General features: G+C 62.9%; 17 protein-coding genes. 3 read left to right on the top strand and 14 right to left on the bottom strand.

Translation table 11 applies throughout. The features are described 5' to 3' along the window. Nucleotides 1-23 precede the first annotated feature (23 nt). The 9 genes from AB6B38_RS04035 to AB6B38_RS03995 all read right to left on the bottom strand — a co-directional run bounded on the left by AB6B38_RS04035 (nt 24) and on the right by AB6B38_RS03995 (nt 6,346). Nucleotides 24-785, bottom strand: a complete 762-nt coding sequence (locus AB6B38_RS04035; RefSeq protein ID WP_371394487.1) for a putative DNA-binding domain-containing protein — start codon at nt 783-785, stop codon at nt 24-26. After that, nucleotides 778-1,656 carry a DUF692 domain-containing protein gene (locus AB6B38_RS04030; RefSeq protein WP_371394485.1) on the bottom strand — a complete coding sequence of 293 codons (879 nt, stop codon included), beginning with the start codon at nt 1,654-1,656 and terminating at the stop codon, nt 778-780. The genes AB6B38_RS04035 and AB6B38_RS04030 overlap by 8 nt, the downstream gene beginning before the upstream one ends. Nucleotides 1,657-1,683: 27 nt before the next feature. Continuing rightward, nucleotides 1,684-1,968, bottom strand: a complete 285-nt coding sequence (locus tag AB6B38_RS04025) for a DUF2282 domain-containing protein (RefSeq protein ID WP_371394484.1) — start codon at nt 1,966-1,968, stop codon at nt 1,684-1,686. A gap of 105 nt (nt 1,969-2,073) precedes the next feature. After that, nucleotides 2,074-2,820 carry a flavodoxin family protein gene (locus AB6B38_RS04020; protein WP_371394483.1) on the bottom strand — a complete coding sequence of 249 codons (747 nt, stop codon included), beginning with the start codon at nt 2,818-2,820 and terminating at the stop codon, nt 2,074-2,076. A gap of 38 nt (nt 2,821-2,858) precedes the next feature. Continuing rightward, the gene (locus tag AB6B38_RS04015) at nt 2,859-3,494 is read right to left on the bottom strand and encodes an NrsF family protein (protein WP_371394482.1); all 636 of its coding nucleotides are present in this window, start codon (nt 3,492-3,494) and stop codon (nt 2,859-2,861) included. After that, on the bottom strand, nt 3,491-4,150 hold the full coding sequence (locus AB6B38_RS04010) for a sigma-70 family RNA polymerase sigma factor (RefSeq protein WP_371394481.1): 660 nt from the start codon (nt 4,148-4,150) through the stop codon (nt 3,491-3,493). Before AB6B38_RS04010 ends, AB6B38_RS04015 begins: the two co-directional genes overlap by 4 nt. Nucleotides 4,151-4,191: 41 nt before the next feature. After that, nucleotides 4,192-4,917, bottom strand: a complete 726-nt coding sequence (locus AB6B38_RS04005; RefSeq protein WP_371394480.1) for a cytochrome c biogenesis CcdA family protein — start codon at nt 4,915-4,917, stop codon at nt 4,192-4,194. Nucleotides 4,918-4,960: 43 nt separating this feature from the next. Continuing rightward, complete coding sequence (locus AB6B38_RS04000; protein WP_371394479.1) at nt 4,961-5,347, bottom strand: thioredoxin family protein; 387 nt, start codon at nt 5,345-5,347, stop codon at nt 4,961-4,963. A 114-nt stretch (nt 5,348-5,461) separates the two neighbouring features. Beyond that, complete coding sequence (locus AB6B38_RS03995) at nt 5,462-6,346, bottom strand: LysR family transcriptional regulator (RefSeq protein ID WP_371394477.1); 885 nt, start codon at nt 6,344-6,346, stop codon at nt 5,462-5,464. A gap of 147 nt (nt 6,347-6,493) precedes the next feature. Here AB6B38_RS03995 and AB6B38_RS03990 point away from each other — a divergent pair, with 147 nt between their 5' ends. Continuing rightward, on the top strand, nt 6,494-6,919 hold the full coding sequence (locus AB6B38_RS03990; RefSeq protein ID WP_371394475.1) for a DUF6326 family protein: 426 nt from the start codon (nt 6,494-6,496) through the stop codon (nt 6,917-6,919). A gap of 557 nt (nt 6,920-7,476) precedes the next feature. On the opposite strand, the gene AB6B38_RS03985 is transcribed toward AB6B38_RS03990, so the two are convergent. Beyond that, nucleotides 7,477-9,423 (bottom strand): sialate O-acetylesterase, encoded by a 1,947-nt coding sequence (locus tag AB6B38_RS03985; protein WP_371394473.1) that lies wholly within the window; start codon nt 9,421-9,423, stop codon nt 7,477-7,479. Between the two features lie 169 nt (nt 9,424-9,592). On the opposite strand from AB6B38_RS03985, the gene AB6B38_RS03980 reads away from it, so the two are divergent. Further along, on the top strand, nt 9,593-11,422 hold the full coding sequence (locus AB6B38_RS03980) for a glycoside hydrolase family 9 protein (RefSeq protein WP_371394472.1): 1,830 nt from the start codon (nt 9,593-9,595) through the stop codon (nt 11,420-11,422). Between the two features lie 187 nt (nt 11,423-11,609). Here the strand turns inward: AB6B38_RS03980 and AB6B38_RS03975 are convergent, their stop codons facing one another. The 4 genes from AB6B38_RS03975 to AB6B38_RS03960 all read right to left on the bottom strand — a co-directional run bounded on the left by AB6B38_RS03975 (nt 11,610) and on the right by AB6B38_RS03960 (nt 19,999). After that, nucleotides 11,610-14,162: a glycoside hydrolase family 3 N-terminal domain-containing protein gene (locus AB6B38_RS03975; protein ID WP_371394470.1), complete on the bottom strand. Its 2,553-nt coding sequence runs from the start codon at nt 14,160-14,162 to the stop codon at nt 11,610-11,612. A 35-nt stretch (nt 14,163-14,197) separates the two neighbouring features. Beyond that, nucleotides 14,198-15,340: an endo-1,4-beta-xylanase gene (locus tag AB6B38_RS03970; RefSeq protein WP_371394468.1), complete on the bottom strand. Its 1,143-nt coding sequence runs from the start codon at nt 15,338-15,340 to the stop codon at nt 14,198-14,200. Between the two features lie 4 nt (nt 15,341-15,344). Next, entirely contained in the window at nt 15,345-16,658 is a 1,314-nt protein-coding gene (locus AB6B38_RS03965; protein WP_371394467.1) for a cation:proton antiporter, read from the bottom strand. Between the two features lie 95 nt (nt 16,659-16,753). Beyond that, on the bottom strand, nt 16,754-19,999 hold the full coding sequence (locus tag AB6B38_RS03960; RefSeq protein WP_371394466.1) for a TonB-dependent receptor: 3,246 nt from the start codon (nt 19,997-19,999) through the stop codon (nt 16,754-16,756). Between the two features lie 273 nt (nt 20,000-20,272). Between AB6B38_RS03960 and AB6B38_RS03955 the strand changes: the two genes are divergently transcribed. After that, nucleotides 20,273-21,796, top strand: coding sequence for a tryptophan halogenase family protein (locus AB6B38_RS03955; RefSeq protein WP_371394465.1), 1,524 nt, complete (start codon nt 20,273-20,275; stop codon nt 21,794-21,796). Nucleotides 21,797-21,798: the final 2 nt, after the last annotated feature.

Genomic DNA, 21,798 nt, shown 5'->3' with positions numbered 1-21,798 from the left:
CGCAACCGGGTTGGAGCTCGTCATCATGGAGTCCTTTCAAAAACACCGGCCCGGATAAGGCTGAAGGCCGCAGAAACGGGATCGCTGCCGGGGGCGATGGCATGGGCGGCCGCGCAGGCTTCCTCAAAGGCAGCACCGGAGAAGAGCGCATTGAGGAGCACATGCTCCCCGGCGCTGGTCTTGCGGTGACGCACTTCTCCGGACTGCCGCCAGACGAGAGCCGTCTCCGCGCCATCGGCAAGCCGTATCCGGCTGACCTGGCGGTCTTCGCGATTGGTCCGCCAGATGGAATAGGCGGGCAGGTCGAAGGCGAGTATCTGGCTTGCCGGATGCGGGCCGAGACGTAAGCTGGCAAGGGCGCCATCGCCTGCCGCAATGATGTCCCGCATCTCGAGGGCTGGTCTGTCCGGCGCGTGATGAGCGAGCAACCAGGCCCGGTCCAGCCGTGCAATATCGGGCAGATAGGGAAGACTGGATGCCGGTTCGAACTGTTCGATGAACCCGTCAAATCCCTCGCCATATAGAGCCAATACTGGGCTATGGGGCGGACTGGTGCCGCGAAAGGCGGCGGCCATGGCAGAGAAGAAGCGCTCACCGACCAGGCGCTGCACGGCCGGGTAGGCCCGGGCCAGCGTTTCGACCGCAGCGCGGGCCACATTATTTCGGTAAACGGCAAGGCCCGGCGCCGGGCTGTCTGCCAGAAAAGCAGCCAGGTCCGGCGCATCACGGCCTGCAACCATCACTGCGAACGCCTTGTAGAACCCTCTATCGGCCGCGTCAGACATGAGCTGCCTCACGGTGTGTTGCAGCACGTACCGCCATCATCATCCCGGCAGCGCGGTTGCGCTCGGCCATGAGATCAGCGAAGGGCGGGATGTCATTGTCGCGCTCGATAAGCGTGGGCACGGCCCCGAACCGGTCGAGTGCCTTTGCATACAATGCCCAGACCTCCCCGGAGATGGACGCGCCATGCGTATCGATCAAAAGGCCGGGTTCGCGCGTATCGGGAGCGTGTCCGGCGAGGTGAATCTCGCCAATCGCGGCGGCGGGCAGATCATTGATGAAGGCGTAAGGGTCGCGGCCGGTATTGTGCGCGGTGACATGGACATTGTTCACATCCAGCAGCAGTCCGCACCCGGTGCGCCGCACGGTTTCGGCGAGGAACTCGGCCTCACCCATCTCGCCGTTCAGCGCCACATAAAGCGCCGGGTTTTCGATGAGTATGCGCCGCCCGAGCGCCTCCTGGGTCTCGTCCACATGCTCGCAGAAGCGTTTCAGCGCGGCCTGTGTATAGGGAAGCGGCAGAAGATCGGCGAAGTGCTCGCCGTCGTGTGCGCACCAGGCAAGATGCTCGGAGATCTCGAAAGGCGCATAACGCTCGGCAAGCAGGCGCAGGGCCCGCAAATGCGCCCGGCTGGGCCGGTCAAGGCCACCAAGAGACAGGCCCACACCGTGAAGGGATAACGGATGTGCCTCGCGGATGGCGGCCAGCCATTGATGGCGCGGCCCGCCGGGCGTCATGTAGTTTTCCGGATGCACCTCGACCCAGAAACCGGACGCATTAACGGACAGGACGTCACGGTAATGGGCGGGCTTCAAACCGATCCCGGCACTGGGGGGATAAGGACCGGTCATCGCGGGGGGATGATGAACCATGAGATGCATCCGGAAAGCTGCTGCGGACTACGGACGCTCGATCTCTTCGAGCGAGCCCGGGCCGTACGGCGTCTGGATGTCCTCGCAGGTGCCCTCAGGGACCAGCGTCCAGGCATTGCCCTGGAAATCGACCGTGGAAGTGCCCGCGCACGTCGTGCCGGGACCGGCCGCGCAGTCATTTTCGCCGGCCAGAGCGATGCCGTAGCAGCGCTCCATACCGTCTTCGTTTGGCATTTCTTCGTCAGCGTGAGCCGCTGCTGCACCAAGCGTGGTAGCTGCTGCAGCCGCGAACAGAGCGTGAGTAAACTTCATGGGAGTGTCTCCTCCGGTGTTGGACAGAATGTGACCGCACCGGGTCACACCTGTCTGTTCGCACCGGTAGGAGGAAGGGTTACACGCCGGGCCGCATTTTTTGCGTCAGGACCGGTATTCGGGGTTCTCGAAACCGAAACGGTGACCCTGCTGCCAGGCGCGGCGGTCATTGCCCATAGACGACAGGCCGTCTGCCTGTTTGAGCAGATTCGCCATGTGCATGAGGTTCCACGTCATTATCGTGGTGTTGCGCCGGGTGAAGTCGTTGTCGAACCCGGCGCCGTCATCTCCATAGCTGGGCCCGGGTCCGGCCTCGCCAATCCACCCGCAATCGGCCTGGGGCGGGATGGTGTAGCCCAGATGGCCCAGCGCATAGAGCACCGACATCGCGCAGTGCTTGATACCGTCCTCATTACCGGTCACCACCAAACCGCCGACCTTGCCATAATAGATGGACTGACCGCTGGAATTGAGCTCTCCCGACATGGCGTAGAGGCGTTCGATAATCAGGCGGCAGAGAGAAAACTCCTCACCCAGCCAGATCGGGGTGCCGATCACCAGAATGTCGGCGGCAAGGATGCGCGGCCAGAGTTCCGGCCAGTCATCGCGGGTCCAGCCATGCTCTGTCATGTCGGGCTGCACGCCCGGCGCGATGGCATGCGCAGTCGGACGGATAAGGTCCACACTGACGCCCGCCTTGCGCATGATTTTCGCTGACGCCTCCATCAAAAGGCCGGTATGGGAAAGCTCTGCGGGCGGTTTGAGTGTGCAGTTGATAAAAACCGCCTTCAGCCCGGCATGCGCGTAGACATTTTCTACAGCCGCAGGATGTGTATCGGGCGAATTGGTCATGGGCTTTGCCTTTCCTTGCCCGAGTTGGCCGACACGCCCTACCAGCGCGCGATGCGCGGTGCGATCAGGGTGGACATCCCTGCGACGGCCAGTATGCCTAGCTGGTACCAGCTAGCGATAAATGGCAGGGCGTCCTCATTGCAGGCCAGCGAGTAGAGCGCGGCAGCCAGCCCACCGGCCACCAGGCCCAGCGCAAATCCGGCAAGGTGCGGTCGTACCGGCGCCATACGCCGCAGCGCCCAGAACCCGCCTGCAAGGAAGGCCAGTCCGAACGCGCCCACGCTCATCAGGCATTTCTGCCAGGACTGACCGAACAGAACAGGCAGGCGCGTCTCGGCGGGCAGGCTGGCAAGACTGGCAAGGCCCGCCAAGGCGAAGATGGCCATGGCGGCCAGCGCGATCACCAGGCCGGGTCCGGCCGGTGTGCCGGGGCGTGACAGGTGCGCGAGCGCAACACCTGCCGCGGCCACCAGAATGGCCGGCAGGGCCAGCTTGATCCAGAAGGGCATGGCCATAAGGGCGCTGCCCATATCCGGACGCAAGCCGTAATAGAAGACGATCGCGGCCAGCGGCAAAAGCGCTGCCACTGCCAGCGGCAGACCGAATATGGCAATGGCCGGACGTGAAGGAGCCGGTTCGAGTCCATCAACAAGTTCATCGATAAGACGCGTCATGACCGGTCCACCTGTTTCAGTCCCACCAGGGATGCTGCCGCTTTCAGGCCGCGATGCACATTCACCTTCACGAGGGACTCGCTGATATTCATGGCGCTGGCGGTTTCGCTGACGCTTTGCCCGTTGAGCTTCGTCCGGCGTATGGCCTCGGCCTGACCGGCAGGCAGGCGGGCAAGCAGTGTCTCCAGATCGAGCCGGGCCATCGCCGCGCGGGTATCGTCGGTTTCATCGGCAATGCCGCCCGCAACCTCCTCCGGTTCGGTACGCCGCAAACGGTAGCGCCGGTAATGGTCGATCAGCTTGTAGCGCGCGATGGCGTACAGCCAGGGCATGAAGGGATGGCGCGCATCATAGGTGGCGCGTTTGGTGTGAATGGCGATCAGGGTTTCCTGCACGAGATCGTCCGCGCTGGCCGGATCTTCCTTCAGGCGGTAACGGAAATAGGCTGCGAGCTGCGCCCGCGCGGTGTCGAGCACGCTGCGATAGGCCGCCTTGTCACCGGCCTGGGCAAGCACCATCAGCGCCCTCAGCTTGGCATCAGCCTCGCTCGTCACGGCCTTCTCCCCGCATGCCTGCCCGGCGGCGCCCGAGGCGCGCGCACTGCGTGCCACCGACACACGTGGCAGACTAGGCGATGGGACGGCAACGGCCAGCATAATCGTTCACTCTCCAGATCACATCGTGTTGAGCGCGCAGCTCACAGGCTGGTGGTCAGCCGGGTGAGCCATTCGGGCGACAGCTCGACCAGCCAGGCTTCCAGCGCCTTGTCCATGCCGGTCGCGACGAGAACGCCGATCAGTAGCAGGAAGCCGCCGAGCAGCATCTTGCCCATCGAACCGGCAGCCAGCATGCGGGTGCGCCATTTCATCAGAACCTCGCGCGAGGCGAGCCCGATAATCGCCAGCGGCAGGGCAGCGCCGAGGCCGAAGAGCAGCATGACGAGACCCACTTGCCCAAGCGACTGGCCTTGCGCGGCGAGCAGCGAGGCAGCGCCCAGCGTCGGCCCGACACACGGGCTCCAGACCGTGCCCAGTACCAGCCCCATGGCAAATTGCGGAGCCAGGCCTTCATTATCGCCCACACCGCCAAGGCGGCTTTCGATCCAGTTGCTGGCCGGACCCGCCGCCGTGGCAAAGCGGGCGGAAAAGACCGGGACCAGCAATACCAGCCCAACCGCCGCCAGCAATACCCCGCTACCCTGCCGGACGATCTCGCCATCAAGCCCGATGGCAAAACCGATGGTGGCCACGAACAGGCCGACAGCCGTGAACGAGACGGTCAACCCTGCGGCCAGAGCCAGCGGCCCATAGCGATGCTTGCTGGCCGCTGCGCCCAGAACGATGGGCAGCAGCGGCAATATACACGGCGAGAGAATGGACAGTGTTCCGGCCAGGAAACCGAACACATAGCTTTCAGGACCCATGGACGAGGCCTCCGGCAGGGTGTGGGATGAAGCGTTTTCTGCGCTAGTCGGCGTAGGCCGTGGCGATCAGGGCGGCGATATCGCTTTCGCTGGTGATCCCGGCCGCGCGCCCGGTCTCGTTTTGCCCCCGGAACACGATCAGCGTGCTCTGGGTCGTAGCGCGGAACTGCCGGGCCACATCGCGCTGATCGTCGTAATCCACACGGAACACAGCCAGTCCGTCGAAGCGCTGCTCATCTCGAAGGGAGCCAATCACTGCGGCCTGACGGCGGCAGGTGGGGCACCAGTCGGCCGCGACCTCGACAAGGATCGGCTTGTTCTGCGCCTGAGCCGCGGAAAACGCCTCTTGCGTGAACGGTTCGTTGGCCAGCGCGGATGTGGCCAGGGCAAAAGCGCCGATAGTGCCGGCAGCAAGGGTCTTGATGAACATGGCAGGTCTCCCAATCGGTTGATCGGCCGGTACGGGCTTTGCGCACCGGCTTGCACCTGCCAGTTCGTGCAAGACGCGCTTTCGGTTACACGCCTGCTGCCCCTCGCCCCGGCATCAGGTGCCAGGGCAGATCGCCTTCAGCTCGCTGTAGAGATAATCAAATACCATTTTGACGCGCCGGCTGGTTTTCAGGTCACGGTGCATCACCAACCACATTGAACGGACCATCGCAAAGTCCGGCAGAACCCGCTGCATGGAGGGTTCGGCATCACCGATCATTTCCAGAGTCGTCACAATGCCGACACCCTGCTTCGCAAGCTCCCACTGCAGAAGATGGCTTTCCGCGCGCACCGGAAAATTGCGAGGCGCGAGGTTGAAACCGAGCTGGTTGAGATATCCGCGATACGCGCCGGTATCATCAAAATCGATAAAATCAGCCCCGCACAGCGCTTCCCTGGTCTGGGGATAGCCTGCTCTCTCGAGATAGTCGGACGAGGCGTAAAAGCGGCTCGCCATATCACACACTTTCTCCGCGAACAGATCAGGATGCGTCAGCCGTATATCCGCGTGTGACGGCTGAAAAGCACGAAAGGCGATATCCGCTTCACGGCGCCGCAAATCACTGGTGCTGTTCGATGCGACGATTTCGATCTCTATACCGGGTTCCTGCCTGCGCAGTTTCTCGATGATGGGCGGCAACGCATGACCGGCGAACATCTCGCCCGCCGATATACACACACTGCCCTCGATAGCCTGCGACTGTCCCGAAGCGGTCAGCGATGCGCGGGCTGCCGCATCACTCATGGCCTGCGCATGTTGCACCAGCTCAAGCCCGGCCGCGGTCAGTTCCAGCCGGGTGCCAACCCGTTCGAACAACGCCACGCCAAGCTCATCCTCCAGTGCGGACACCTGTCTGCCAATCGTGGGCTGCGAACTATTGAGAGAGCGCGCCGCTGCTGACAAAGACCCCTCTTCCGCGGTTACGAGAAAGGCCCGCATGCGATTCCAGTCGAAACTGACGGATTTCCATCCCATTCAATAATGAATGGCATTTATACAGAAATTGTCAATTTCCATACATAGAGGAATGGATACGATACACCTCCAACCGCTGAAGCACCCTTCAGTGAACGAGAGGGCTGAATCGTGAAAAAGAACGCCAAACGGTCCATTGAAAAAGTCCGCGTACCGGCCCCAGTCAGGTTGTCTTTATTGTGGGCATCCCTGATGTCGCTGTACATCTACAATGATTATCTTGTCATGTTCACGCCCGGCATGATTGACGAGATGTCGGCCGGATCGCTGGGGCCGCTTGGAGAGGCTACAGACCTGACCCTGCTTGGAGTCGCAGTGGTCATGGCCATCCCGGCCAGCATGATCTTCTTGTCCTCAATGTTACCGTCACATGCCTCCCGGTGGTTAAACATGCTGTTGGGGGCCATTTACACCGCGATCCAGGCGTTGACGCTTTTCGGGTCCCCGCCATTCTACCAGTTCATCGTGTCGGTCGAAATCATCGCCACGCTGCTCATCATCTGGACTGCCGCGCGGTGGCCAGTCTCAGAATCGTGAACATTATACGGACCTGTTTCGTGTGAGTGCGCCAGCCCTCCGCTGGCGAATTTCCACACCACAGGGGCCCATCGATTGAACCACACATATCGTTTTCTATCGCGGGATAGGACATCCCGGTGCTTGGTGTCAGAGCATGTTGCAGCGTCGCTGCCGCTGATCGTGCTTCGGGGATCGCTCCAACACTGATCAGTCAGCCTCCAATTACAACGCCGCGCGGTCGGAAAAAGCGGGTGTAAGGCCCGGCTCGCCGAGCTACGCGATGGCTCCGCTCGCCGGGCTGGCGAGGCCGGTGCGCGACGAAAAGCTGGTGCGTGGGGAAGACGTTGAATATTTCTGTACTCAGAGCGGGCAATAATTCTAAATCGGCTTCACAGCCGGTGCTTTCAAAAGTGGTGCGCAGCCACCACTATGCACCTCCCCGATGTTCAAGATTTCCACAATTCTTGAACGAACTTCGCTCCAACACCGCCTCTCAGCCTCATTGTGCCAATGTTGACAAAGAGAGAGCAGCGGCAAGCGCATCGACCCTGTCCGCTGGTCTTGAGGCGTGAATCCTATGGCGGCATCTCAAGCTCGAACGGTCCAGCTGGCAAGCCAGCTTCATCATAAAGATTGAGGATCGGGGCATCGGCCCAGCCAAAGCGGACCCGGACCGGCCGCGGTTCCGCCCCGGACTCCAAAAGAACCGACGACGGACCAGCCAGATACCCCGGTACAAACCGGCACGTCAGCGCCTCATCGCATAGCTCGAACCCCGTGGCCACATTGCCGCCAGCGAGCATCAACGCCCCATCTGCCGCGAACTCCACGCGGATGGCGTTACCCTGTGAGGTTGCGCGCAAAGGACGAGGCCCCCAGGGCGCCGGAATCCTCTCCCCCGCCAGAAAACGCGCCGTCCGCAAGGCCCGCTGGGCCACAGCCTGCTTGTTGGGCGGATGGATGTCGAAGCGGTCACCAACATCAATGGCAACCACCAGCCCGGTCAGCGGGTCTGCTTCAGCGATGCGCCGCTGCGCGTCGCGCACGCCCGCCCAGCCAGAGGGCGCAGGTTCGCCGCGCAGTTGGCCAAAATTGGCCAGCTGGATTACGGCGACTGGCAAATCAGCCCCGAACTGCCCGCGCCAGCCAGTCAGCAGGGCCGCAAGCAAGGCTTCATAGGTTTCCGGCCGGCCGGTATTGGACTCGCCCTGATACCAGAGCACGCCTGCGAGCCCCGCCGGACCAAGCGGTGCAATCATCCCATTGTGAAGCCCGGTAAGGCCGCCGATCGACTGCCACGGCATGGCTGGCGGCGCGCCGCGGGCGGGATCGACGCGCTGATAGCTCCAGCCGGTATCGAGCGGAAGCGTTTGCGCGCCGTCAAAGCTGAGAGCGAGGTCAGCCGCCGGCCCGGTCATGCCGCCCGCACCCCAGCTATTGTATACGTTGACGCTCAGCGTGTTCTGCCCGGAACGGAGCATATCGGCTGGAATGGTGTAGGTGCGCGGCGTGCCCCAGCCGAACGACCCCGCCAGAAAGCGGCCATTGATCCAGACAGCGTCAATTTCATCGATTCCGCCAAGCGAGAGCGTAGCCGGGCTGGCGGCCTGTTCTGCGGAAAGATCGAACCGGGTCTGGTACCAGACCATGCCGAGATGGCCGCGCATCGCCTCATCGTCCCAGCCGCGCCAGTCTGCAAAGTCCGGCACCGGCGCCCACGGTCCGGGGGCATCCTCCCATGGCAATGACGGATCAGATCCGGCCCTCCACCATGCCTCCCAGATATCGCCATAGCGGGTCATGCCCGCCCGAGGATCGCTGACATAGAGCTCCAGCAGGTCCAGCCCCTCTTGCGCCACACCGGCGTTGTACAGGGCCTCTGCGCTCATCCACGCCTCGATCTGGGAGCCGCCCCAGGACGCATCGATCAGGCCGACCGGCAGCCCGGTTTGCGCGCGCCTATCGCGTCCGAAGAAGTAGCAGATGGCCGAAAACCTGGCCGCCGTCTCCGGCGTGGATGCTACCCATGCGGTGCCTTCCGGCAGGCTTTGCATGGCCTGCAACTGGCTGGTCCGGGGAATGGAGAGCAGTTGCAGCCCGCGATCACTGGCTGATGCCAGCTCGGTATCCGGGTTGAGCGCCCGCCTGACCGGAAATTCCATATTCGACTGTCCGGCGCACAGCCACACTTCGCCGGCACGGGCATCGGAGACGCGCGCCTGGCGTGTTCCGCTTCGTACAGCGAGATCGACCGTATCGCCGCCCTCAAGCGCTTCAAACGTGGCAACCCAGCGCCCCCCGGCGTCGGCTGTCACGGCCTGGCGATGCGTATTGAGCGAAACGTCAATCGCCGCGAGCGGCTCTGCATGCCCCCAGAGAGTTACCGGCTGTCCGTACTGGATCACCATCCCGTCAGAGAAAAACGACGAAAGAAGCGGTGGGTTTTCATTGGCTCTGGCGGTAGCGCCTAGCACGCCGGAAAAGAGACCAAGCCAGATCAGCGAAAGCACCCAAATTCTCATGCCACCCTCCCTCGCCCGTCCTCGCCAGCGCCGGTTTGCTTGACCCCCGGCCCTTGCCCTGTCAACGTTTATGGTAGCGCTACCAATAGGCCAAGAAGAGCCAGCACGCCAGTAAGGGGTATTCTCGCCACAGGCGAGACCACCAATCGATAAAAAAGGGGGACGGGACATGACACGCTTTTCCATGCTGGCCGGAGCGGGCCTTGCCGCGCTGATGACGGCCTCTGCCATTGCCGATGAGCCGGGAGCGCTACGCCTCAGCCAGATCGGGTTTGAAGCGGGCGGGCACAAGCGCGCGATCCTTGTTAGCGACGCTGTCACGCCGCTCTCCTGGCGACTTGTGGATGTCTCCGGCGCGGTAGTGGTGACAGGGGAAACTACACCCTTCGGCGCCGATGAGTCCTCCGGCGAGAGCACCCATCAGATCAGCTTCTCCGGCGCGATTGAGGCGGGCGAAGGCTACCGCCTGATCGTCAATGGCGAGGAGAGCCGCCCGTTCGCGGTATCAGAGCGGCCATGGCAGGAACTCGCACAGGACTCGCTGAACCTCTTCCACCAGAACCGGGCTGGGATCGCGATTGAGGAACGCCATGTAGAGCGGCCAGACCTTGCCCGCCCCGCCGCACACGAGAACGAGGTACTGACCTGCTTTTCCGGCGAGGACACAGCCGGCAATCACTGGGCGGGCTGCGATCATTCGCTGGACGTGACCGGCGGCTGGTATGACGCGGGCGATCACGGCAAGTATGTCGTCAATAGCGGCATCACGGTGTGGACACTGCTGGACGCCTATACCCGCTTTGGCACGGCCTATGGCGATGGCACACTGCCCATCCCGGAGGCGGGCAATGGCGTCAACGACCTGCTGGATGAGATCCGCTGGAATCTGGACTTCATGCTGGCCATGCAGATCCCCGAAGGGGTGACCATGGACATGCCGGTGGGTCCGTTGACGCGTGGTGAGCCACTGGTCTTCACGCCCACCGATGTTTCGGGCATGGCCCACCACAAGACCCATAACGAGGTTTGGACGCCCCTGCCCTACGCGCCGCACACCGATGATGTACCGCGCTATCTCTATCCGCCAAGCACAGCCGCCACGCTCAATCTCGCCGCTGCCGCCGCCATTGGCGCACGGGCCTGGGCCGATGTGGACGCCGGGTACGCCAGCCGCGCACTTGCCGCCGCTATCCGCGCCTATGACGCCGCGCTCGCCAATCCGGATATCTACACCCCCGGCACGTTCGATGGCGGGGGCGGATATGGCGACAGCGATGTGAGCGACGAGTTCTACTGGGCCGCCGCCGAACTCTATGCCGCCACGGGCGAAGAGCGCTATCTTGATGATTTGCGCGCCTCCCCGCATTTCCTAGGCGCGCCTGGCGTTGAAGGCTCTCCCACAGGCAGCATTGCCTGGCCGAGCGTCGGCGCGCTCGGCACCATCACGCTTGCCATGGTGGAAACCGGCCTCACCGCTGCCGAACGCGAGACGGCCCGCGCCCATCTCGTCACGGCGGCAGACGCGTATCTCGAAGTGCGAAATAGCGAGGGCTACGCCATCCCGTTCGGCCCCGGCGATTATGTCTGGGGCTCGACCTCAAATCTGCTCAACCGGGCCGTCGTTATCGCGCTCGCGCACGAGATCACCGGTGAGGCGCGCTATCGCGAGGCGGTCGTGGATGTGATGGACTACATCATGGGGCGCAATGCGCTCGATCAGTCCTATGTATCGGGCTATGGCGAGCGGCCGATGCGCAATCCGCATCACCGCTTCTGGGCGCATGCGGCTGACCCCGCCTTCCCGCTGCCGCCAGCGGGCATTCTGTCGGGCGGGCCGAATAATCAGAACATGTCAGACCCGATCGCGCAGACAATGCGCGGCACCTGCGCGCCGCAAGCCTGCTGGGCGGACCATATCGATTCCTACGCCATGAACGAGGTGGCGATTAACTGGAACGCGCCGCTCTTCTGGGTCGCAGGCTGGCTGGATGCGGAGTGAGGTGGGTAAACCTCGCGTCATTCCGGCAACAGCGATGTCCTCCCCCGTTTACGGGGGAGGTGGCCTGAAAGGCCGGAGGGGGGACTTTATTTAATTATCCCCCCCTCGCCGCTTCGCGCGTTCGAAGCTTCGCTTCTCACCCCGCCCGCAAGCGGTGGGAGAAACCACACCCGGAAAACTTGAACCCCTACTCCGCCGGGCAGATGGCATCGCCCTCATTGGAAGCGAGACGCGCGGTTTCAAAGCTGATCGCGGCCACGCCATCGGCGCGCAGGGAGAAAGGCTCCTCCACGGCGCTGATGCTGGTACCAAGATCGCGGAAGCAGGACAGGCGCACCTTGATTTCCTGCCAGCTGCCGGTTTCAGCCATGAAGGGCGTGAGGTCGACTTCCGCCTCGCCCACACCCAGCCACACACGCCCCTCCGGCGTGCTGTCGGCGCGGTAGCGCAGCAGCAGTGCCATCTCGCCATTGGCCTGTCGGGTCAGGTCCACCGCCGTACCCCAGGCCAGCGCCCGGGCTGGACCCGTAAAGGTCAGCGAACGGGCAGATTCCTGCGCCGACCCATCCACAGTGCGCATGGCCACAGCCCCGCGCGGGCTTTCACCCGAAGGGGCAAGGCCCGGACGGCTGTCCCCGCCCTCATCACGCAGCAGAAGCGACCATGGCGCGATGAAGCGTCCTTCGACGAAATACCTGTCCGGATTGGCAGCATCGCCGGACACGCCGGACTCTTCAGAGAGCACGTCCAGCGCGCCATCATCGGCATAGGTCAGGCCAAACCCGTAGGCAAAAAGCGGGTCGTAATCGTCCATATCCCGGTTCAGCGGCGCCTGCAGCGCATGGCGCGGCCAGGAGAAGGAGAGCGTGCCGGTAAAGTCATACCGAGCCTCGCCCGCATCATCCCCGATCAGAACGTCGGCCACTCCGCCGCCTTCACTGCCCGGCAGCCAGGCCGCGACAAAGGCGTTGGAGGCGTTGATCTCCGGATTGGTCCACATCGGACGGCCCGAGATGAACACCGAGACGGTCGGGATGCCAGCTTCCTGCAAGGACCGCAGCACGCGCAAGGGCTCCGGATCGGCGAAGGCCAGATGATCGAGATCGCCCTGGAACTCGGCATAGGGCGTCTCGCCGAACACCACGATTGCCACATCCGGCGCTTCATCATAGCTGCCATCGGCGCTGAGCACGGCGGTGCCACCGGCAGCCGTCACGGCTTCCTCGATGCCACCCCAGATGGAGGTGGCGCCGGGGAAGTCGGCATTCGTGGTGCCGGTGCCCTGCCAGCTCAGCGTCCAGCCGCCTGATTGCTGGCCGATATTGTCCGCCGCGCTGCCCGCGACGAGCACGCGCGCATTGGCGCGGACCGGCAAGACACCATCATTCTTCAGCAGCACGAGAGACTGACGCACCGCATCGCGGGCGACAGCGCGGTGTTCCGGCGCGCCGATAAGGTCATAGCGGCCTTCCAGCGGGCGTTCGGTCTCGAACAGCCCCGCACGGATTTTCACACGCAATATGCGGCGCACCGCCTCGTCCAGACGTTCCATGGTGATCGCGCCGGAACGCACCTGTTCGAGCGTGCTGTAGTAGAGCGGACGCCAGCTATCGGGCGCCATGAACATGTCGATACCCGCATTGAAGGCTTCCGGGCAGCTCTCATTGGTGCAGCCGGGGATCTGGCCGTGGGCGTTCCAGTCGGAGACGACAAAGCCCTCAAAGCCCAACGGCCCACGCAGCACATCGTCCAGCAGCGTGTGATTGCCGGTGATCTTCACCCCGTTCCAGCTGGAGAAGGAGGCCATGACGGTCAGCACGCCCGCATCAATGGTCGGCGGATAGCCTGCATTGTGCACGCGGATCAGCTCTTCTTCCGAGATCGGGGCGTTGCCCTGGTCCACGCCGTCCACCGTGCCGCCATCGGCCAGGAAGTGCTTGGCAGACCCGGCAATGCGGCCTACGCCCAGCACCTCGCCCGCGCGCAGCTCGCCCTGCAGGCCAAGCGTGACCGGACCGGCATAGCTCGCCACGATTTCGGGATCCTCGCCATAGCCCTCATAGGTGCGTCCCCAGCGCAGATCGCGCGGAACAGCCACCGTGGGGCCGAACGTCCAGTCGGCGCCCGTGGCGGCGACTTCGAGCGCGGTCACTTCGGCGATACGGCCCACCAGTTCCGGGTTCCGCGCTGCGCCAAGGCCGATATTGTGCGGGAAGATGGTCGCGCCGATGACATTGTTATGTCCGTGTACGGCGTCGATGCCGAAGATGAGCGGGATGCGCGCACCTTCACGTGCGTCGACCGCCGCGCGGAAATCGCGCGCCAGCTGCACCCAGTCTTCCGCACTCGCCCAGTTGCGCCCACCAGGGGCGGAATTACCGCCCGCCAGGATCGATCCCAGCGGATAATTGGCCATGTCTTCAGGTGTGATGGCAGAGATATCGGCCTGAATGGTCTGGCCAACCTTCTCCTCTAGCGTCATCTCAGCCAGCAGGGAGTCGATAAAGGCTTCAGCGGCCTCATCGGTGATGGCAGACGGCGTCGCCGAACGCGGCCAGACATCCGGATTGGCGCGCGCTTCGGGCGGCAGATCCACGAGCACACCGCGCGCTTCGGGTGCATTTTCAGAAGCCTCGTCCAGCGCGGTCTGTTGCGCCATCTCGGCGGCAGGCTCCTCGCAAGCCGCCAGCCCCATCACACCCAGCAAGGCCGCCAGCGCCGCTACATATCTCAAGTCCATGACATTCCTCCCCATATTGTCTTGCTCAACGGGCCTTATGGCCGCGGTTCAGCGGCTATCAGCGCGTCGGCAATCGCCTGGCGCAGCGGCTTGGGCTGGAAGTTTTCGTCATAGGGCGTCGGGCGCTTGGCCACCCCGTCCTCGCGCACCCAGTGTTCCTGGTACCAGGAATACTGATCGGCCATGCCCCAGACGAGGATGTCCTTGGTCTGCGGATAGGAGAACATCAGGTCGAGATAGCGCCGGGCGAGCTCGGCCACCTCCCGGTCCCGCGTCTCGATATCAGCGGGCAGATTCTTGTCGTGCACGTCAAACTCGGTGATCGAGAGGCTCAAATCCTGTGCGACCACTGCATCGAGGAACTGCCGCCAGGTGTCCTCACGCGCGGTATCAAAGCCGGTGGAGTAGTCATAATTGCCAGAGCCGATATGGCTCTGCACGCCAAGGCCGTCGACAGGCACGCCGCGAGCCTTGAGACGCTCGAGAAGGCGCAGCACGCCCTCCTGCTGGCGCTCATAGCCAGCCTCCCAGCTCATATAGTCGTTATAGAGCAGCTCGGCGTCCGGATCGGTTTCCTTTGCGACGTGGAAGGCGAGATCGATGACCTCCTCACCGAGATGGCGCGATAGCGCCGTCTCGCGGAAACGCCCGGCCTCGTCGATGGTTTCGTTGACGACATCCCAGGAATAGATGCGGCCCTTATAGCGCTCGACCAGCGTACGCACGTGCTCGGTCAGCATGCGTTCGGCCTCACTGGCCGGGCGCGAGCCGAAATCGTGATTGTTTATCCAGTCAGGAAACCAGTTGGTGTGATGCCACAGCAAGGTATGACCGCGCATCTCCATGCCGTTTTCCTCGGCAAAATCCATGATGATGTCGGCGCGTTCGAAATCGAATGTCTCGGCATCAGGCCGCGCGACATACCATTTCAGCTCGTTCTCATGGACCAGAACGCCGCACTCATCGATCAGAAGCTGGCGGTATTGCGGATCGTGGAAGGCCCCGGAAACCGTGCCCGGAGGGCTCACCCCGATGGCGCTGCCAAAGCGCATCCCCTTGGCCTGTGCCAGCTCGTGCAGGGACGGTCCGCGATCCTCCCGGCCCATGACGAGGCCCGGTGCCCCCATCGCCGCCAGGCCGCCCGCACCAAGGGCCAGGGTCTGTCTACGCGTCAGCATGATATCACTCCGCAAGCTGCTTCTTCTCTGACGGCACCGGGTCGGCACCGCCCCCCTCTTCCAGCGCGCCGAGCCGGCCCGCCTGTCTTGCCTTGCGCCCGTACACCCACTCGAAGAGCGGTGTGGCCATCAGCGTGGTTGCCACAGCCATCACGACCAGAATGGAGAACAGAGACGGGCCGATTATGCCCGCTTGCAAGGCGATATTGATGATGATGAGTTCCATCAGCCCGCGCGCATTCATAAGCGCGCCAATGCCAAGGGCGGTCGCATTATCCTGACCAGTCAGACGCGCCGCCGCCCAGCAAGCGCCGAACTTCGCCAGCACTGACGCCGCGAGCACAGCGATCGCAACAATAATCAGGTCCGGGCTGTTCACTAGCGTCAGCTGGGTATGCAGGCCCGAATAGGTGAAGAACATGGGCAGGAAGAGCACGACCGCGACCGGTTCCAGCATGCGGCGCACTTCGCTGGCAAAGACCCCGCGCGGCATCACTGCGCCCAGGAGGAACCCCCCGAACACGGCGTGAATGCCGATGGCGTCCATCGCAAAGGCGGCCAGCAGGAAGAGTACCAGCGTGACCGCCAGCACGCCATGGCTGACCTTGCCTTCACGCTCCACGATACGGCCGAGAGGGGCGAGCAGGCGCGGGGCGAACGTGACCATGAAGACGGTAAAGGCAATCGCGCCGGCAATGGTGATCCAGGCCGCGCCCATACCCCCGCCAAAACTTGCCACGACAACGGCCAGCACGATCCACGCCGCCGCATCACCAATCGCCCCGGACGAAAGCGAGAGCGTACCGAGCGGCGTTCCGGAGAGCCCGCGCTCGTGAATGATCCGCGCCAGCATGGGGAAGGCGGTGATCGCAATGGCTGCGCCCATGAAGAGGCTGGCCTGCAGCTGGGTCGCAGCCTCGGAAAAGAGCCCCGGCACCTCCATCAGCCAAGGTGTGAGCACCACGGCGATGAGGAACGGCGCGGCGATGCCCGATAATGAGACAGCGGCCGCGCTGCCGGCCTTGGCGCGGAACTCGCCGGTCCGGAAGCCCAGCCCGACAAGGAACATGTAAAGCCCGACGCCGAGTTGTGCGCCGGAATAGAGAAGGCCGCGGGATTCTTCAGGGAAGATGACGGCCTGAAACTCAGGCAGAAAAAGACCGAAAAGAGAGGGGCCGAGAATGATGCCGGCGATCATCTCGCCTACGACCTGTGGCTGGCCGAGATAGCGGCGCGCCAGCCAGCCAACCGTCCGGCATGCGGCGATAATCACAGCAAGCTGCGCGAAGAAGATTACGCTGAGCTCTGCTACGCTCATTACCCCTCACCTCTCCTTGATGTCTTCGCGCAGAAGAAGAGGGCGTGTGGCCCAAGGCAAGCCTTTGACCACACGCCCACCAGGAGAAAGACCTCTTAGTAGCTGGCGCGGACCACGAAGGTGAAGCGCCGGTCGTTCATAAACCACGACCGCGGGGCGGTCAGAAGGTCATTGTCGAGCACCTGGCTGGTACGGGTGACTTCGTTGGTGAGGTTCACGCCTTGCAGCCCGATCCGCACGTTCTCGTTGACGGAGAAGAAGATCGACCCGTCAAGCTGCCCTGAGTCTTCCTGGATGATCGGGGCGAACGGCACGATCACGTCGCGCACCGTCACCACGAATTCCGACCGCCAGGCATAGGCCAGGCGCGCCGACCAGCGCTCGCCTTCATAGAAGGCCGCGAGGTTGGCCGTGTGCTCCGACAGGCCCTGCAGTGGCAGACGGGACGTGTCCACATTGGCCACGTTGCCTGCAGCCACATCCGGGTCGGTCGCTGACAAGGTCGACTGGCTCACGCCCGAGGAGTCTACATAGGTGTAGTTCGCCTGGACACCGAGCCCGTTGAACGGCGCCGGCAGCATGTCATAGACCTGCTGGTAGGCGATCTCGAAGCCCTGCACCGTGCCGGTGCTGTCGGAGTTGACCGGTGTCGTCACCACCGCGTCGAAGGTCGCACCGTTATTGGTAAAGGACAGCCGCTCGGTACCATTCGTGTGGACATCGTGCAGACGCTTGTAGAAGAGCGACAGAGTAAGCGAGCCGACATCTGCGAAATACCACTCGGCCGACAGGTCGAAATTATCCGAGCGGATTGGACGCAGCAGGGGATTACCCACATTGAACCGGCCCGTAGGACGGCCATCAATGATATCCTGCGCATTGGTCGACAGCTCGATATCGTAGAAGTTCCGGGTCAGGCCGATATCCGGCCATGTCAGAGCCTTCGAGAGGCCAAGACGGAACTGCCAGCCGTTTTCAAGCCGCAGCACGGCATTGAAACTCGGCAACCAGAAATCATCCGTATAGCTCGCGTCATTTGCCTCCAGCGAGCCATCGGCAAATACACGGGCGTCGGCCCTGACCTGCGGATCAAGCTGACAGAAGGTGGACGGCGTCTGAAGCGGATCGGCAGCCTGTGCAGCACATTCCGCGTCCGACAGGAAGCCCTGCTGGTTGAATGAAAGCCAGCCGCTCGCCGTCCTGTCGAAGCGCACGAAGCGCACCCCGAAATTGCCGCTCAGGCTTGCGCCGCGGTCAAGATCCACATTGTAGCGGGCCATGGCATAGAGTGCATCGGTCTGCTCCCGCGACGGATTGATCTCCTGCAACAGGAAGGGCGAGTCCGCGCCGACACCGCAGCGCAGATGCAGCGGCTGCCAGTTCTGCGGCTGGCCGCAGGCCGTGTCAGGACGCCACGCATCATTCACACCGCGCGCGTAATTGATCATGCGCTGATAGTTTTGAACGGTGTCCGAATTCCAGAACAGGCGCGGCTGATCGCCGGTCGGCACCGGAACATCGCCCCGCATGAAGTTATCGAAGCCGAACGGGCTGTGATAATTGGCAAGGTTGCCAATGCCAGCCACGTTGCCATCCAGCCAGATCGGACCGCCACTGCCCCACTGCTCGGAGACCACACCCCAGTTATACGTGGAGAAGCGGGTTGTCTGGTTGCGGACCGAACGCCGGGCACCGAAGCGGATCGATTGCAGCCAGCTGGAGTCGTCAAAGCTGTAATCGGCATCGAACCGGAAGGCGTCCAGCGTGCCTTCGCTACGTTCGATATGATCCATGGCCGAGCGGGTGAATGTGGCCGCTGGCGAACTCAGATTGGTATGACCGGGATAGTCCGGGCAGTCATTGGCCGTGACCGTACAGGGAACACCAGCAGGTGCCTCGCCCGGATTGCCTGGCGTGACAAACCGGCCGGGATTGTGGAACCGGACAATCGGAATATCGCTGCCACGCAACTGGATTTCAGCATCCTGATAGGTGGAGTTCCACAAGGTGAAATCGAGCACGTCCACCGAGGATTCCACGCGCTGGTAATCGACGTTGAACGACCAGGGGCCTTCCGGCGCCCAGCGCAGATTGAAGCCGTAATCGGTCGTCACATACTGCTGTTGCTGGTCCCGGCGGATATTATTGCTTTGCAGACCCCAGCCTGGCGTGCGCACACCGCGTGACCCCGGACCATCGAACTGGCCGTCACGCCAGCCCGTAAAATCGCTGGTAATCAGGCCGGACGTAAACACGCCGTCCGGGCCGAAGGAAAGCGTGGTTCCGGGAAAGGCACGGGAGTCGCCCTGATCGGCCACGTTGTCGGTCGCGATTTCAATCGCATGCTCGGTCCAGGCTTGCTGCGAGTCCGAGCGCAGGAACTGGGCGGTGGCCTCAATGGTCCGGTCCGGGCTGCGCCACTGCGCCGCCGCACCGATACCTTCACGCTCGCGCTCAAAATCCTGGGTCCGGAAGGCCGCACCGCGCGGGAACCAAACAGGCCCGACGGCCGTGGCAGAGCCGTCATTGATAACGTCGCCATTATCGTAAAGCGTACGCTGGCCGAAATTGGAAATCTGCTGACCATCGCTGCGCGCGGCGAGCTGGGAGTTCACATAATTGATCAGGAAACCGAACTCGCCAGAATTGGCCGTCTCCCAACGATTAGAGAACAGCGCGGAAACGGTTGGCCTCCACTCCTCCGAGAAGTCGCCATAGCTCGCCTCGAAGGACGCCGCAAGCATGCGCCCCGATGAGTCGAAGGGCACGCGGGTGCGCAGGTTCACGCTGCCCGAAATGCCGCCCTCGATCATATCGGCTGACTGGTTCTTGAAGACATCGACGCCGCCGAGGAGCTCGGCCGGCACGTCGGCGAAACTCAGTATCCGGCCGTTATTGGCGCTGAATGTATCCCGTCCGTTCAGTTCCGAACGGACCCAGGTCAGGCCGCGCACGACAACGCCGCTGCCTTCGATGGAGAAGTGATCCGGGTCTACGCCCGCCTGGAAGCGGTCAATCGACACGCCGGGCACACGTTGAAGCGCCTCGGTGACCGAACGGTCCGGCAGGGCGCCTATATCCTCGGCGGTGATCGAGTCCACGAACACCTGCGCGTCGCGCTTGATATCCTGCGAAGTCTGCAGGCTGGCACGAAAACCGGTGACAACAATCACCTCGGCGCTTGAAGCCTCGGCTCCCTCATCGTCCTCTTCCTGGACCTGCGCGAGAGCGGGGCCGGTAAACATACAGGCCGCCAGCACCATGGCCGACGCCCCCGACAACAGGCGCTCGTGCGTGGACAGCCGACGGCGGACGCACTTCTCCTCAAACGATACAAACATCAGACTTCCCTCCCCTTATGTTCGTTTATATTTTTATGTTAGCGCTACCATTTTGGTTTGGCGCTTATGTCTGATTAATAAATCCGTAGCGCAACATCAGTCCACCCGCAACCCCTTTCCGTCCTACCAATTCAAAAAACTTTAACAGCCGACACAAACGCGACACGCGGGGCAGCCAGCCCGCGTTGACCACCCGGCACAAGCGTGAATAGGATGATGTGCAGGGCAAGATGGCAGCGCCGCTTGTCTGACAAATAAGAACAGGCTGAGCCAATGAGCACGCCGGGGAGGCAGATTTCAAAGGTCGTCATTGTCGGCGGCGGCACCGCCGGCTGGATGGCGGCCGCTGCGCTCTCGCACGGCCTGAAAGGCACCGGCACGGCCATCGAACTGGTCGAATCAGAGGCGATAGGCACCGTCGGAGTCGGCGAATCCACCCTGCCTCATATCCGCCATTTCAACCAGACGCTGGGAATTGATGAGGCGGGATTCCTGAGAGACACCAAGGCCACGATCAAGCTGGGGATCGAATTCCGCAACTGGGCGCGCAAGGGCGATGCCTATATTCACCCCTTCGGTGATTACGGACATCCCGATGACCCGGTCAGCTTTCACCATCACTGGCAGAGGCTGGGCGGGGAAGCGGCCATGGGGCCGATCGACGATTACTCCCTGCCCATCCAGATGGCGCGGCGCGAGCGCTTTGCACGCCCAACGACGGATATGGGCTCGCTCCTGTCCACCTTCTCCTATGCTTACCAGTTCGACGCGGCGCTTTATGCGCGCTTCCTGCGCGGTTTCTCTGAAGCGCGCGGGGTGAAGCGCACCGAAGGGCGTGTTGTCGATGTGGCGCTGGACGGGGAGACGGGATTTGTCACGTCGATCACGCTGGAGGACAGCACCAGGATTGAGAGTGATCTCTTTATCGATTGTTCCGGCTTCCGGGGTCTCATCATCGAGCAGGCGCTAAAAGCCGGATATGAGGACTGGTCGCACTGGCTGCCGTGTGACCGCGCCATTGCCATGCCGAGTGCGTCCACGCACGAGCTGCCGCCCTTCACCCGCGCCACCGCGCAGGAGGCGGGCTGGTGCTGGCGCATCCCGCTTCAGCACCGCGTCGGTAACGGCCATGTCTACTCCAGCGCCTTCATGGACGATGCGCGCGCCGAAGACATCCTGATGAACGCGCTGGAAAACGAGGCGCTGGCTGAACCCAACCGGTTGCGTTTCCTGACTGGCAAACGCCGCCAGCAATGGAGCAAGAACTGCGTCGCGATAGGTCTCGCCAGTGGCTTCCTGGAACCGCTGGAATCGACCTCCATCCACCTTATCCAGGTGGCGCTTGGGTATCTGCTGGACTTCTTCCCCACCGGCGCGTGGGATCCGGCTGACGCCGAGGAATTCAACCAATCCATGAGCATGGAGTACGAGCGGGTGCGCGACTTCCTGATCCTGCACTATCACGCGACCGAGCGGGACGACACGCCCTTCTGGGACTATTGCCGGGCCATGGACATTCCGGACTCCCTCAAATGGAAGATGGAGCTGTTCCGCGAGCGCGGCGTGCCCACCGCTTATGAATACGGCGTTTTCCTGCCGCCAAGCTGGATCGCGGTCTATATTGGCCAGCGCATCCTGCCCAGGCGCTTCGATCCGCTGGCAGAAGCCATACCTGAAGACGCCGCGCGCGCGCGCTTTGCCCGCATGAAGACCGAGATCGCGGCGCTCGCGGATACCCTGCCCCATCACGGCGTGGCCATCGGCATGACCCGCCCGCCAGCCAGCGCAGCAGGCTGAGC

Origin of the sequence: Glycocaulis abyssi (assembly GCF_041429775.1) — a bacterium.
Lineage (GTDB): Bacteria > Pseudomonadota > Alphaproteobacteria > Caulobacterales > Maricaulaceae > Glycocaulis > Glycocaulis abyssi.
The sequence above is the reverse complement of the archived record's forward strand: the minus strand, read 5'-3'. Positions and strand labels throughout refer to the sequence as shown.

Coding starts and splice junctions, on each gene's coding strand:
- AB6B38_RS03980 (WP_371394472.1), top strand. CDS start 9,593: ATGACACGCTTTTCCATGCTGGCCGGAGCGGGCCTTGCCGCGCTGATG.
- AB6B38_RS03965 (WP_371394467.1), bottom strand. CDS start 16,658: ATGAGCGTAGCAGAGCTCAGCGTAATCTTCTTCGCGCAGCTTGCTGTG.
- AB6B38_RS04010 (WP_371394481.1), bottom strand. CDS start 4,150: ATGCTGGCCGTTGCCGTCCCATCGCCTAGTCTGCCACGTGTGTCGGTG.
- AB6B38_RS04000 (WP_371394479.1), bottom strand. CDS start 5,347: ATGTTCATCAAGACCCTTGCTGCCGGCACTATCGGCGCTTTTGCCCTG.
- AB6B38_RS03985 (WP_371394473.1), bottom strand. CDS start 9,423: ATGAGAATTTGGGTGCTTTCGCTGATCTGGCTTGGTCTCTTTTCCGGC.
- AB6B38_RS04025 (WP_371394484.1), bottom strand. CDS start 1,968: ATGAAGTTTACTCACGCTCTGTTCGCGGCTGCAGCAGCTACCACGCTT.
- AB6B38_RS04015 (WP_371394482.1), bottom strand. CDS start 3,494: ATGACGCGTCTTATCGATGAACTTGTTGATGGACTCGAACCGGCTCCT.
- AB6B38_RS04030 (WP_371394485.1), bottom strand. CDS start 1,656: ATGGTTCATCATCCCCCCGCGATGACCGGTCCTTATCCCCCCAGTGCC.
- AB6B38_RS04020 (WP_371394483.1), bottom strand. CDS start 2,820: ATGACCAATTCGCCCGATACACATCCTGCGGCTGTAGAAAATGTCTAC.
- AB6B38_RS03975 (WP_371394470.1), bottom strand. CDS start 14,162: ATGGACTTGAGATATGTAGCGGCGCTGGCGGCCTTGCTGGGTGTGATG.
- AB6B38_RS04005 (WP_371394480.1), bottom strand. CDS start 4,917: ATGGGTCCTGAAAGCTATGTGTTCGGTTTCCTGGCCGGAACACTGTCC.
- AB6B38_RS04035 (WP_371394487.1), bottom strand. CDS start 785: ATGTCTGACGCGGCCGATAGAGGGTTCTACAAGGCGTTCGCAGTGATG.
- AB6B38_RS03970 (WP_371394468.1), bottom strand. CDS start 15,340: ATGCTGACGCGTAGACAGACCCTGGCCCTTGGTGCGGGCGGCCTGGCG.
- AB6B38_RS03955 (WP_371394465.1), top strand. CDS start 20,273: ATGAGCACGCCGGGGAGGCAGATTTCAAAGGTCGTCATTGTCGGCGGC.
- AB6B38_RS03995 (WP_371394477.1), bottom strand. CDS start 6,346: ATGCGGGCCTTTCTCGTAACCGCGGAAGAGGGGTCTTTGTCAGCAGCG.
- AB6B38_RS03960 (WP_371394466.1), bottom strand. CDS start 19,999: ATGTTTGTATCGTTTGAGGAGAAGTGCGTCCGCCGTCGGCTGTCCACG.